Raw genomic sequence first — 14,731 nt, forward strand, 5'->3', positions numbered from 1 at the left:
TGCGACGACTCGAAAGGGCGTCGCATTTTTTTTGCTCTGCGAAACGGAAAAACGGTCAGGTGGAAGATATCTGACCTAAATCACGAAAACTGTACAAAATGGTTCAATCGAACCGAAATAGATTTAATTGTCCTACAATAAGACGTATATTATTGCTAATTCCTTTCAATCAACTTGAAAAATAAGTGAGTTAGAATGAGCGACCAAAAATCTCTTGATGCAATCAGGAAGATGAAGCTGGAGAATGATACTTCAGCAGGTAATCTTGTAGACCTACTCCCTATCGAAGTACAGAAACGTGACTTCGACCTATCATTCCTAGACAACTTGAGCGAAGCACGTCCACGTCTTCTTGTTCAAGCAGATCAGTTAGAAGAATTCAAAGCGAAAGTGAAAGCTGATGAAGCTCACTGCATGTTTGATGATTTCTACAATAACTCGACAGTTAAGTTCCTTGAGACTGCTCCTTTCGAAGAGCCTCAAGCGTACCCAGCTGACACGGTAGGCAAAGCTTCTCTATGGCGTCCTTACTGGCGTCAAATGTACGTTGATTGCCAAATGGCACTAAACGCGACACGTAACCTAGCAATTGCTGGTGTTGTGAAAGAAGACGAAGCGCTAATTGCTAAAGCAAAAGCTTGGACTCTAAAACTGTCTACGTACGATCCAGAAGGCGTGACTTCTCGTGGCTATAACGATGAAGCGGCTTTCCGTGTTATCGCGGCTATGGCTTGGGGTTACGACTGGCTACACGGCTACTTCACAGATGAAGAACGTCAGCAAGTTCAAGATGCTTTGATTGAGCGTCTAGACGAAATCATGCACCACCTGAAAGTGACGGTTGATCTATTGAACAACCCACTGAACAGCCACGGTGTTCGTTCTATCTCTTCTGCTATCATCCCAACGTGTATCGCGCTTTACCACGATCACCCGAAAGCAGGCGAGTACATTGCATACGCACTAGAATACTACGCAGTACACTACCCACCATGGGGCGGTGTAGACGGCGGTTGGGCTGAAGGTCCTGACTACTGGAACACGCAAACTGCATTCCTAGGCGAAGCATTCGACCTATTGAAAGCATACTGTGGCGTAGACATGTTCAACAAAACATTCTACGAAAACACAGGTGATTTCCCGCTTTACTGCATGCCTGTTCACTCTAAGCGCGCGAGCTTCTGTGACCAGTCTTCAATCGGTGATTTCCCAGGTCTAAAACTGGCTTACAACATCAAGCATTACGCAGGTGTTAACCAGAAGCCTGAGTATGTTTGGTACTACAACCAACTGAAAGGCCGTGATACTGAAGCACACACCAAATTCTACAACTTCGGTTGGTGGGACTTCGGTTACGATGATCTTCGCTTTAACTTCCTTTGGGATGCACCTGAAGAGAAAGCACCATCGAATGACCCACTGTTGAAAGTATTCCCAATCACGGGTTGGGCTGCATTCCACAACAAGATGACTGAGCGTGATAACCATATTCACATGGTATTCAAATGTTCTCCGTTTGGCTCAATCAGCCACTCTCACGGTGACCAAAACGCATTCACGTTGCATGCATTCGGTGAAACGCTAGCGTCAATCACTGGCTACTACGGTGGTTTCGGTGTTGATATGCACACTAAATGGCGTCGTCAAACGTTCTCTAAGAACCTTCCACTATTTGGCGGTAAAGGTCAGTACGGCGAGAACAAGAACACGGGCTACGAAAACCACCAAGATCGCTTCTGTATCGAAGCGGGCGGCAACATCTCTGATTTCGACACTGAATCTGATGTGAAGATGGTTGAGGGTGATGCAACGGCATCTTACAAGTACTTCGTTCCTGAAATTGAATCTTACAAGCGTAAGGTCTGGTTTGTTCAAGGTAAAGTATTCGTAATGCAAGACAAGGCAACGCTTTCTGAAGAGAAAGACATGACTTGGCTAATGCACACAACTTTCGCAAACGACGTGGCAGACAAGTCTTTCACTATCCGTGGCGAAGTTGCGCACCTAGACGTAAACTTCATCAACGAGTCTGCTGATAACATCACGTCAGTTAAGAACGTTGAAGGTTTTGGCGAAGTTGACCCATACGAGTTCAAAGATCTTGAAATCCACCGTCACGTTGAAGTGGAATTCAAGCCATCAAAAGAGCACAACATCCTTACGCTTCTTGTTCCTAATAAGAACGAAGGCGAGCAAGTTGAAGTGTCTCACAAGCTTGAAGGCAACACGCTAATGCTAAATGTTGATGGTGAAACGGTTTCAATCGAACTGTAATTCGCTGAAGCAACAGAAGCTAGATACTAAAAACTCCGAGTGAAAGCTCGGAGTTTTTTTGTTTGCACAGAACAGGCAGTAGCCTACGAGGTGGGAAGAGGTTGCGTTGGTTAGTTAGAGGCTAAGTAGCAAGAGTGCCAGGCTTAGTAAGTGGCGACAAAACTTGGTTTAAAACCCGTGTTCAGTAAACCTTACTAAGGCTAGGGCAGTGACTGTCTTCCAATAATTTGTCAACTACTGACAGTGGGCAGCCTTAATCTTGTCTGAAAAAAGGGACGGCAGGTTAATAATCGTTATTGGAGTGGCTTATTCTCATTAATCGTATGACATTTAGAGTGCATTATTTCATCAATAGGTTATTTTTTGATTGGGATATCGCTCTTGTAAGTACAAAGCGTGACCATATTTTCTCGTAAAGTGAATCCCCGTCACAACTTGCGTCTAAGCATTGAAGGATTACCCTAAAACTATTGCGTAACGGAAAAGACGTCGTTATTATAATGACCATATAATCATACAATACTATATTTGGAGTTTGAACATGACTAAACCTGTAATCGGTTTCATTGGCCTAGGTCTTATGGGCGGCAACATGGTTGAAAACCTACAAAAGCGCGGCTACCACGTAAACGTAATGGATCTAAGCGCTGAAGCTGTTGCTCGCGTTACAGATCGCGGCAATGCGACTGCATTCACTTCTGCTAAAGAACTAGCTGCTGCAAGTGACATCGTTCAGTTTTGTCTTACAACTTCAGCTGTTGTTGAAAAAATCGTTTACGGCGAAGACGGCGTTCTAGCTGGCATCAAAGAAGGCGCAGTATTAGTAGACTTCGGTACTTCTATCCCTGCTTCTACTAAGAAAATCGGCGCAGCTCTAGCTGAAAAAGGCGCGGGCATGATCGACGCACCTCTAGGCCGTACTCCTGCACACGCTAAAGATGGTCTTCTGAACATCATGGCTGCTGGCGACATGGAAACTTTCAACAAAGTTAAACCTGTTCTTGAAGAGCAAGGCGAAAACGTATTCCACCTAGGTGCTCTAGGTTCTGGTCACGTTACTAAGCTTGTAAACAACTTCATGGGTATGACGACTGTTGCGACTATGTCTCAAGCTTTCGCTGTTGCTCAACGCGCTGGTGTTGATGGCCAACAACTGTTTGACATCATGTCTGCAGGTCCATCTAACTCACCATTCATGCAATTCTGTAAGTTCTACGCAGTAGACGGCGAAGAGAAGCTAGGTTTCTCTGTTGCTAACGCTAACAAAGATCTTGGTTACTTCCTTGCTCTTTGTGAAGAGCTAGGTACTGAGTCTCTAATTGCTCAAGGTACTGCAACTAGCCTACAAGCTGCTGTTGACGCAGGAATGGGTAACAACGACGTACCAGTAATCTTCGACTACTTCGCTAAACTAGAGAAGTAATCGACGTACGACCTCGCTAGGGTATTGCCTGTCTTTTTAGGCGGCGATACCTCAGCGAGGTTCGTTTTTATCTGCCATACCCAACCCTTTGTTCCCTCGTTAAACTCTTCTACTTCTACTTCCTCAGCTACACCTACTCAAAACTCTGTTCAACTTTGTTACTGCCTCAATTCCTATTTTTGTTTCTATATCTATATCTATTTGTAAATTCAAAGCCTTCTAGCACCAACTCACTCACTTTTCCTCGCAAGCTTAAACCAGTGCACTTAACTGATTGTTGGCGATGGCTTAACACCGCTCGTATATCGGGTCTGAAAAGAAAGTAAAAAAAACCCACACAGCTGGTGACTGTATGGGCATGTTCGGACGAGCCGTCTGGAAAAACAAATGATCAATAGAAAGTGAAAAAACGAATAACGAGATCCCCCGACAGTTTCTACGTTAAACGAGTTCAATGACCTTAAAGCGGCTGCTTCAATTATCACTTTGAACTGAACAAAAGCATCCAGAAAGAACTTAAGTTATGATTCAAATACACCATAACTTAAGGCTTATTGTATTACAAATAAATTTTAAGATTGAATGCCTTGAGTGAATGGTTAGTTGGTAGAAGTGTGAGTTAAGACTCATTTTTGCATACTATTAGGTAGCGTGGGACAGTAAAATCTGGTGATGATAATTATCGACAGAAATATGACTTTTCACTATGAAATTGGACGTTTTACAAATTTATAGTGATTTTATTCAATGAGATGAAAGTCAAAACGCATAAATGATAACTATGTCACAGGGCTATTTTAGCCAGTTTTAATATGTCAAGATTGCTCACAGAATGATCGGTCAATTAAGCATACAATATTAATTAAATTGATGGTTGTGACGATGGAACGGCATGAACAAGTTTTGCTTCCCGTATCTTCGAATATCTAAAAAATGACCATTTCATTCGGATAAAAATAATAGACATAGGTTGATATGGATTATGAGTTTTATGAATTCAAAATTGTCTCTAGGGTTTAAAGGAAAATTGATTTTAATGGTGGCGATCGTCAGTTCCAGTGCCTTGGCATTTACGAACTGGTTCACGCTTAACTTGGCGACTGATCAAGTAAACCAAACGATTTATAACGAGATTGATCACTCGTTAACGATAGAAATTAATCAGATTGAAAGCACCGTCCAGCGCACCATCGATACGGTCAATTCCGTTGCACAAGAGTTCATGAAATCCCCATACCAAGTACCAAACGAAGCGCTGATGCATTTTGCCGCTAAGCTCGGTGGTATTGACAAGATTGTAGTGGGTTTTGATGATGGTCGTTCTTACACTTCTCGTCCTTCAGAGTCTTTCCCAAACGGTGTTGGAATCAAAGAAAAATACAACCCAACGACTCGTCCTTGGTATCAACAAGCGAAATTGAAATCAGGTTTATCTTTTAGTGATCTGTTTTTCACCAAGAGTACTCAAGTACCTATGATTGGTGTGACTTACACCTATCAAGATCGCGTCATCATGGCAGACATTCGATTTGATGATTTGGAAACTCAGCTTAAACAGCTGGACAGTATCTACGAAGCCAAAGGCATTATTATCGACGAGAAAGGGATGGTGGTCGCTTCAACAGTCGAAAACGTACTTCCGCAAAGCAATATATCTTCTGCAGATACTCAGATGAGACTCAATAGTGCCATTGAACAGCCTGACCAATTCATTGAGGGTGTGATTGATGGCAACCAGAGAATTTTGATGGCCAAGAAAGTGGATATTGGCAGCCAGAAAGAATGGTACATGATATCTAGTATCGATCCTGAACTCGCGCTCAATCAGTTGAATGGCGTGATGTCGAGTGCGCGTATCCTTATCGTGGCATGTGTGCTTGGCTCGGTGATATTGATGATTTTACTGCTGAATCGCTTCTACCGCCCAATCGTGTCACTGAGAAAAATCGTCCACGATCTATCTCAAGGTAACGGAGACCTGACTCAAAGGCTTGTTGAGAAGGGGAATGATGACTTAGGGCATATCGCCAAAGACATCAACTTGTTCATCATTGGTCTGCAAGAGATGGTTAAGGACGTCAAATTTAAGAACTCGGATCTCGATACTAAGGTACTGAGTATTCGTGAAGGTTGTAAAGAAACCAGCGATGTACTGAAAGTTCACACTGATGAAACGGTTCAAGTGGTCTCTGCAATTAACGGCTTATCTGAAGCATCAAACGAAGTCGAGAAGAGTTCTCAGTCGGCGGCAGAAGCAGCAAGAGAGGCCGCTGTGTTCAGTGATGAGACGAAACAAATTAACACCGTGACGGAAACCTATATCAGTGATCTTGAGAAGCAAGTCTGCACCACCTCTGATGATATTCGCTCAATGGCGAATGAAACGCAGAGCATCCAGTCTATCGTGTCTGTGATTGGAGGAATTGCGGAACAAACTAATTTGCTGGCATTGAATGCGTCAATTGAAGCGGCGAGAGCGGGTGAGCATGGCCGAGGTTTCGCGGTGGTTGCTGATGAAGTCCGTGCGTTAGCCAACCGAACTCAAATCAGTACTTCTGAAATTGATGAAGCGCTGTCTGGCTTGCAGTCTAAATCAGATGGTTTGGTTAAATCGATTGAGTTGACCAAAAGTAACTGTGAAATGACGCGTGCCCAAGTGGTTCAAGCGGTAAATATGTTGGCCAAGCTAACGGAACAGATGGAAACGGTAAGTCGTTTTAATAACGATATTTCGGGTTCGTCTGTTGAGCAGAACGCCCTTATTCAGAGCATTGCTAAGAACATGCATAAGATTGAAAGCTTTGTTGAGGAGCTTAATAAGCTAAGCCAAGATCAGTTGATTGAATCAGCAGAAATCAAAACACTTAACGGCAGCGTTAGTGACTTGATGAGCAGCTTTAAGGTTTAACTTTTCTAATATTTATATTTAAAAATCAACATACTAAGTTTAGTTGTTAATCTGAGAGCCACTCAATAGCTTGCGAGTTTAGAGTGGCCTTTCTGCGTTTTTCTTGAGTCTAACTCTACGCAATACTCATTCATCCCACTTCATTTGCCGCATCTCACATTCTGATAAATATATAATTGACATAAAATAGTACAAATATACATTGTCACTCTATTCTTATGGATAAGTGAGATAAATGTGAATAAGCCAATCTTCGTCGTAGTACTCGCTTCGCTTACGTATGGCTGCGGTGGAAGCAGCTCCAGTGACAGCAGTGATCCTTCCGATACCAATAACCCAGGAATGCCCGCTGGTGTTGTTGCTCCCTATGATATTACCAAGTATCAAAACATCCTTTCCAGCTCAGATCTTCAGGTCTCTGATCCTAATGGAGAGGAGGGCAATAAAACCTCTGAAGTCAAAGATGGTAACTTCGATGGTTATGTCAGTGATTATTTTTATGCTGATGAAGAGACGGAAAATCTTATCTTCAAAATGACGAACTACAAGATGCGCTCTGAAGTTCGTGAGGGAGAAAACTTCGATATCAACGAAGCGGGCGTAAGGCGCAGTCTGTATGCGGAAATAAGTTTGCCTGATATTGAGCATGCCATGGCGAGTTCTCCCGCTGATCATGATGAAGTGACGTTGCTGCAGATACACAATAAGGGGACTGATGAGAGTGGTACGGGTTATATCCCTCATCCGCTATTGCGTGTGGTTTGGGAGCAAGAACGAGATGGCCTCACAGGTCACTACTGGGCAGTCATGAAAAACAATGCCATTGATTGTAGCAGCGCTGCTGACTCTTCGGATTGTTATGCCACGTCATACAATCGCTACGATTTAGGTGAGGCGGAATTGGACAGTTTTACCAAATTTGATCTTTCTGTTTATGAGAACACACTGTCGCTCAAAGTGAATGATGAAGTAAAAGTGAATCAAGACATCGCTTACTGGCAGCATTTATTGAGCTACTTCAAAGCGGGTATCTATAACCAATTTGAGAATGGTGAAGCGATTGCTTACTATCAGGCGTTGAGATACACCACGACTCAAATCGATGGATCAAACGATTGGGACATTAATGATTGGAAGCTGACTATTCCACCGAGTAAGAATGATTGGTATGGAAGCGGTGGTGACAGTGCTGCTGAGTTAGAACCAGAACGTTGTGAATCGAGTAAAGATCTTCTTTCAAATGACAGCGATGTGTACGACAGTGATATTGATCTTTCTTACTTCAATACTGATGAAGGAAGAATGCACTTTAGAGCGGATATGGGATACGGCACCTCTACCCAAAACTCTAGCTATATTCGCTCTGAGCTCAGGGAGTTGTATCAAAGCAGTGTTCAACCGGATTGTAGCACCAGCGATGAAGATACAAGTTGGTATTTGGACGACACTAGAACGAACGCTACCAGTCACGAGTTAACCGCAAGCTTGCGAATTGAAGATTACCCGAACATCAACAATCAAGATCCAAAAGTGGTACTTGGACAAATCCATGGTTGGAAGATCAATCAAGCATTGGTGAAACTGTTATGGGAAGGCGAGAGTAAGCCAGTAAGAGTGATACTGAACTCTGATTTTGAGCGCAACAACCAAGACTGTAATCATTGTGACCCGTTCAGTGTCGAGTTAGGGACTTATTCGGCAAGTGAAGAGTGGCGATATACGATTCGTGCCAATCAAGACGGTATCTACTTGGCGACTCATGATTTAGATGGAACCAACACCGTTTTTCATTTAATCCCTTGGGGACAAGATTACACAGATAAAGATGGGGACACGGTTTCGTTAACATCAGATTGGACATCGACAGACATCGCTTTCTATTTCAAAGCAGGCATCTATCCACAATTTAAGCCTGATAGCGACTATGCGGGTGAAGTGTTTGATGTGAGCTTTAGTTCTCTTAGAGCTGAACACTATTTGAATTAGCTAACGTTTGAGTAACAACAATGACTGCTTTAAAGACCATATTGATTCCTAACAATGTGGTCTTTTTTTAACTGCTGCGACACTGTTAAATGAGATGTTCTGAACGATAAATGCTCTGCTCGAGTGATGCACATTCTCACCATTACCGCTCGGATTTTTCGCCCTTGATAGCCCATTTCGCATTCTAAATTTTCATATGTTGTCTTTTATCAATAGGAAGTGTGATCCAGTTAAAGTATGGAAAAAGCGAAAAGTGTTCCCAGTCTCATTTATTCAACGAAGTGTTTTATTTGTATTATAAGATTACGTAATATTTTTGTGTTATCGCAAATACTGAGAGAGAAAACGCCTTATAGCTCGTGTTTGCCAATTTATCTTTCACTTACGAACGCTGTCTTTGTATTATAATAATGGATTAGATATGAAACAAATTACTCTAAAAACCTTACTCGCTTCTTCTATTTTACTTGCAGTTGGTTGTGCGAGCACGAGCACACCGACTGTTGATTTCCCAAATAACAAAGAAACTGGTGAAGCGCTTCTGACGCCAGTTGCTGTTGCCGCTAGTAGCCATGATGGTAACGGACCTGATCGTCTCATTGACCAAGACCTAACTACACGTTGGTCTTCAGCGGGTGACGGTGAGTGGGCAATGCTAGATTATGGTTCAGTTCAAGAATTTGATGCGGTTCAAGCATCTTTCAGCAAAGGTAACGAGCGCCAGTCTAAATTTGATATTCAAGTAAGTGTCGATGGTGAAACCTGGACAACCGTACTTGAAAACCAACTGAGCTCAGGTAAAGCGATCGGCCTAGAGCGTTTCCAATTCGAGCCAGCAGTGCAAGCGCGCTACGTAAGATACGTTGGTCACGGTAACACCAAAAATGGTTGGAACAGTGTGACAGGGTTAGCTGCGGTTAACTGTAACATTAACGCATGTCCTGCTAGCCATATCATCACTTCAGACGTGGTAGCAGCAGAAGCAGTTATTATCGCTGAAATGAAAGCAGTGGAAAAAGCACGTAAAGATGCGCGCAAAGATCTTCGTTCAGGTAACTTTGGTGTAGCAGCGGTTTACCCTTGTGAGACCTCAGTTGAATGTGACACACGCAGTGCACTGCCAGTTCCGACAGGCCTGCCAGCGACACCAGTTGCAGGTAACGCGCCAAGCGAAAACTTTGACATGACGCATTGGTACCTATCTCAACCATTCGACCATGACAAAAACGGTAAGCCTGATGATGTTTCTGAGTGGAACCTTGCAAACGGTTACCAACACCCAGAGATCTTCTACACAGCTGACGATGGTGGTCTAGTCTTCAAGTCTTACGTGAAAGGTGTTCGTACCTCTAAAAATACTAAGTATGCGCGTACAGAGCTTCGCGAAATGATGCGCCGTGGTGACCAGTCTATTAGCACTAAAGGTGTTAACAAGAACAACTGGGTATTCTCAAGCGCACCTGAGTCTGACTTAGAAGCTGCTGCTGGTATTGATGGCGTTTTAGAAGCAACGTTGAAAATCGATCACGCAACAACAACAGGTAATGCGAACGAAGTAGGCCGCTTTATCATTGGTCAGATTCACGATCAAAACGATGAACCAATTCGTTTGTACTACCGTAAACTGCCAAACCAAGCAACGGGTGCGGTTTACTTCGCACACGAAAGCCAAGATGCAACTAAAGAGGACTTCTACCCTCTAGTGGGCGACATGACGGCTGAAGTGGGTGACGATGGTATCGCACTTGGCGAAGTGTTCAGCTACCGTATTGACGTTAAAGGCAACACGATGACTGTAACGTTAATGCGTGAAGGCAAAGACGACGTTGTACAAGTGGTTGATATGAGCAACAGCGGCTACGACGTAGGCGGCAAGTACATGTACTTCAAAGCCGGTGTTTACAACCAAAACATCAGCGGCGACCTAGACGATTACTCACAAGCGACTTTCTACCAACTAGACGTATCGCACGATCAATACAAAAAGTAATCTAACCGAATAACACTTAATATTAAAGCTATCGCAATAGCCTCCAGCCTTAGGGTTTGGAGGCTTTTTTGTGCCTGCTGTTGGTTGGGCTTAAGCGTATGATTTAATTGAGTAGGAGAGGGGTAGTTATCAGTTGCACAGAGTTTAAGACATTATCATTAAGCTCATTCAGTATTAACTTTAGTCATTATCAGTTTCAGTCACTATCCTTTCCCCAATCGCCGATCACCATTAACCTCAGTCATGATTAATCTCAGCTGATAACAGGTCATATTGGCTCTCATTCAAAGCTAAACAATGCCAATATTATTTTGGAATCGCCATAGCTAGAAAACTTCGACTTCGTTCTCAAGGTATGTACTAATGCGACGTCTACACATGAACGTATTGTTTTGCCTGGTCTACTAATAAGCGTTAGCTCGGCTGATTACTCCCGTTTTGTTCTTGAAACCGTCACTTTTGGGTTGTTTAGCAAGACTCTTAGCAACAGCCATAAATCGTGCTCTAACTCTTGCATAAATAGAAGGGCGGTTAGCCATCACTTTATTAGCGCCAATGCTTAATGAAATACTCAGGCGGGCTCAAGTCGATGATCAAACGCATCTAGTGCTCAAGGGGATACGCTTGAGGGTTAGTTGCTTGCAGGCCGTAAATACCTTGATTGTATGCTACGGTGATGCTGAATAATAATTTGTGGGTTGAGTGCAGAGCTGAGGGGTTTTGTTTATCTATGATAGATACAGGGCTTTTGAGAGGGTTAAATAAGTTAGAGAGGCAAGGGGGCATTCGTTACTAGCAGCATCGGTGCTTATTCAACGCTGAAGCAAAGTTCCGCTGAGTCAGAGAGCTTAACTGAATCGCCAGTCTGCTTTTTATTCTTGAGCTAACAATAAAAAATCCCTATCAAATTACGTTGATAGGGATTTGTTTTATCTAGCAATCAAGTCAAACAGACTTTCTAGTGAGAACTAGAATAGGTCTGAATCTAGGTTGTCGAAGTAGGTGTATGTCCCTTTTGAACCATTGTCACCATTGTATAGCGCAATAGCGGTCGGGGAACCACCTGCACTTTCAGCTTTTAACCCAGTGTAGTCTGTTCCATCAACATTGACGGTAATGTCTGTATCTACCCATGAAATGGTCACATCTACCCATGTGTCTTTTGAGTATGAAGCAAGGTCAACTTGGCTGCCTGATTCGTTGCGGAATTTAATCATACTAGATGTAAATACAACTTCAGTGAAGCGACCACTAGATGATGCATCGTTATTAGAACCTAAGAAAATGTATGATGCTTTTACATAGCCATCGCTAGGGATGTATACAGATGTAGAAACAGAGCCAGTTTCTGCTGCGCCATTAGCAAAGTCGCGGCCAACGATAGCTTTGTTATTATCAGTGGTTGAGTCCGCACCATCTTCAATTCGTAAAGAGTTAGAACCCGACTTGGCAAAGTCACTACTGATCACTGCTGTATTTAAAACCCCATCAACACCTTTTGTCTGGTACGCAGGGTTAGCCACATCGATCTGCGTACCTACAGTATAAGAATCGAAGTTGTCTGTTACTTCGCCGGGTTCTGGATCTGGTTCAGGTTCTGGCTCAGTATTGCCGCCATCAACAACAACAGTCGCTTCCGCAGTATTGTTGTTATACGGATTGCCTGACAAAAGTTGCCCATTCGGATAGTTATTAAAGTTATCTTCAAATACTAACTCGTCAGTAGTCGTGTCATTTGAATAAACTTTAAAGTTATCAGCGTTCAATTCGTAATGTGTTGTGTTGGAAGTATCACCAAGCTTCAATGACACGATAGTAACGGCAGCTTTGTCGAAAGCCTCAAAACCGTTGCCGCTATTGTCGTATACAGTGTCATTGACTTTGAATGTGTAGTAACCGCTCGCCCAACTGATTTCAACCGCGAGATCTTCACCTAAAGTGTAAGTGCCTACAGGCTCATCAGGAATTTGAGGTTTACCGCTACTATCGGTAACCGTGGAACGGTAGAAAATTTCTCCAGCATTAAAAATAACTTCGCCGTGTAAATTAGTGTTAGAAGTACCAGAAGCGTAGAGACTAATATAAGCGTTGTTACCTGAACCATTCGCTTCTTGCTCGGTGTCTTCATCTACTTGGTAGATTAAGTCAACGGTTACCTTTCCTGATGCGATACTGTCTACTGTTGCCCCTGTGCTGCTGTCAGACAATTTCAAACGTAGTTCACCCACATCATTCTTTACACCGCCATTGTTGGTGTCCAAGATTTGAACGTAGCCATTGATACCATTTGCTTTATTGGCTTCACTGATAGCTTCTTGTACGGCGTCAGTCGCAGTTTGGTCTGAACCAGAGTAGTCTATGCCAGTGGTGTTATCTGAAATATTCAGAGCACCAGCGTCATCGAAAGAAAAAACACCATCTAGAATTTCGATCGTTGATGTGCCTGTTTCATAATATGTGAAAGAGACCGTACCGGCTTCTTCATCATAATTATTAGTAGAAGCACTTGCATCTTTAATCGTGTAAGTACCTAAGTCGTCGTCGTCGTCATAGTATTTATGATTACCATCTTCTTGGAAAACATACACATTTGGAAGATCTGCATTTGATGACGCGGATATTGAAGCGGAGTTACCATCACTGATTTGCCAGTAACCCGTAGTTAATGCTGAAGGTTGGTTACCTGGATCGGTAGAACCATCCGTCGGAATAGGTAAACCATCACTGTTACAACCAAATAATAAACCTGTCGAAAGAGCAACAGCTGTAGCGACTTTAGAAATCTGCATAAAATATTCTCTTTATGATATTAAATCCATATGTAAATCACATAAGAAGTAGATAATGAATAGTCGTTAAATATTTATTAGGATGAAACTAACGTTAATTAGAACATCCTATTATTTAAGTAAAGTGCTTAAAATATGCCCCAAAAATTTACAAGAGGAGAGGGGTATTTTATAAATTGACTATTTCTAATTAGAATGAGTAAGCAACACCAACACGGTATTTTGCTTCGCGATCTTTAGAAGATGAGCTGATATCAGAAGACCAAATCTCAGCAAAAGGTTTCCAAGAACCGAACTTGTAGTTTACTTTTAAGCCAGCATCCCATTCCCAGTCATCACTATTATAAAGAAGTACGTTATCCAAAGATTTTACATAGTTTGCTTCGTAAGAAAGACCAAGCTTCGGTAGAGACTCAATTTTATATGCACCTGTTAGCGTTATTTTGGATTTTTGAGCTGATTCTAAACGTTCGCCAGTTTCTGAATCCTTATCACCAAATTGAGTGTGGTTGCGGAAATCAGCATACTCGTGACGGTAACGAATGGCAGTCGTTAATCCCATATCCGCATTATAACCAACACGGAATTGAGGTTTGTAAGTGACTTTTTTCATCTTCCAGTCACCGCCGTTGTAGTTCGGCTCATCCCAGTCCCAAGCGATCGGCATACCAACTTGTAGATACCAGTTGTTATCGACTTTGTAAGTTGCTGTATTTTCTACTTCCATACCGTAAATATACCAATTGCCGTCATAGAAGCTTCTACTGTTTGCTGATTTAACTTCGCCAGAATCTGCGTCGTAGTAAGAATCGTCAGTATGGAATTTAACTTCAAGGCCCGTTGAGTGCTTCCACTTATCTGACAGTTTAAAGCTTTCACCTAGCTTCACTCGGTGTTGATGGCGAGCGTCTACGTGAGCCGTGTCGCCATTTGTTTTTGTATAATCCGTCGCAGCACGATACTCGTAACGATAATCAAGAGATGCACCAGTAGCTGTGCCCGCTAAAAGAGTACATGCAACAGCTGCAGAAATTTTTGTAACAGAATTCATACCTTTGTCTCACTATTATTTTTTTATTCTGGATACATCCAATGTACCCGTGGCTCACAAACCAATACCTTACATGGTATTAAATTAATGTATGACAAATATGGTATTTACTATTGAGTCAGATTTCTGTGAGATCTATCAAAAAGTTCTGACTAATGGCCCAAATATATAGCTAAATGTTATGAATATCTCAATTTAGGGCTTGTGTATTAAATCAATCATGACGTACTTCTCATATTCACAAACCTTAGAAACTCACTTTTTTGCATGTGTTAAAATAATACAAATATTAAGTGTTTCTATATGTTAA

The 14,731-nt window shown here is 42.4% G+C and carries 7 protein-coding genes; 5 read left to right on the forward strand and 2 right to left on the reverse strand.

Going from position 1 to position 14,731, the window contains the following annotated elements; all coding sequences use genetic code 11:
• The first annotated feature begins 195 nt into the window (after window positions 1-195).
• From ACED41_RS05930 to ACED41_RS05950, 5 genes are all read left to right on the forward strand, one after another.
• Entirely contained in the window at window positions 196-2,274 is a 2,079-nt protein-coding gene (locus tag ACED41_RS05930; protein WP_017061476.1) for a DUF4962 domain-containing protein, read from the forward strand.
• A 541-nt stretch (window positions 2,275-2,815) separates the two neighbouring features.
• The gene (locus ACED41_RS05935; RefSeq protein WP_004733521.1) at window positions 2,816-3,697 is read left to right on the forward strand and encodes an NAD(P)-dependent oxidoreductase; all 882 of its coding nucleotides are present in this window, start codon (window positions 2,816-2,818) and stop codon (window positions 3,695-3,697) included.
• 1,036 nt (window positions 3,698-4,733) lie between these two features.
• Complete coding sequence (locus tag ACED41_RS05940) at window positions 4,734-6,605, forward strand: methyl-accepting chemotaxis protein (protein WP_102320524.1); 1,872 nt, start codon at window positions 4,734-4,736, stop codon at window positions 6,603-6,605.
• Window positions 6,606-6,842: 237 nt separating this feature from the next.
• Window positions 6,843-8,591, forward strand: coding sequence for a polysaccharide lyase family 7 protein (locus tag ACED41_RS05945; protein ID WP_371724642.1), 1,749 nt, complete (start codon window positions 6,843-6,845; stop codon window positions 8,589-8,591).
• Between the two features lie 421 nt (window positions 8,592-9,012).
• Window positions 9,013-10,581 carry a polysaccharide lyase family 7 protein gene (locus tag ACED41_RS05950; protein WP_017069952.1) on the forward strand — a complete coding sequence of 523 codons (1,569 nt, stop codon included), beginning with the start codon at window positions 9,013-9,015 and terminating at the stop codon, window positions 10,579-10,581.
• A 968-nt stretch (window positions 10,582-11,549) separates the two neighbouring features.
• On the opposite strand, the gene ACED41_RS05955 is transcribed toward ACED41_RS05950, so the two are convergent.
• Window positions 11,550-13,370 carry a hypothetical protein gene (locus ACED41_RS05955; RefSeq protein ID WP_371724643.1) on the reverse strand — a complete coding sequence of 607 codons (1,821 nt, stop codon included), beginning with the start codon at window positions 13,368-13,370 and terminating at the stop codon, window positions 11,550-11,552.
• Window positions 13,371-13,560: 190 nt separating this feature from the next.
• Window positions 13,561-14,421, reverse strand: a complete 861-nt coding sequence (locus ACED41_RS05960; protein ID WP_065584138.1) for an oligogalacturonate-specific porin KdgM family protein — start codon at window positions 14,419-14,421, stop codon at window positions 13,561-13,563.
• Window positions 14,422-14,731 lie beyond the last annotated feature (310 nt).

This window comes from Vibrio sp. 1F255 (assembly GCF_041439145.1).
In the GTDB taxonomy this organism is placed as follows: Bacteria; Pseudomonadota; Gammaproteobacteria; order Enterobacterales; family Vibrionaceae; genus Vibrio; species Vibrio crassostreae_C.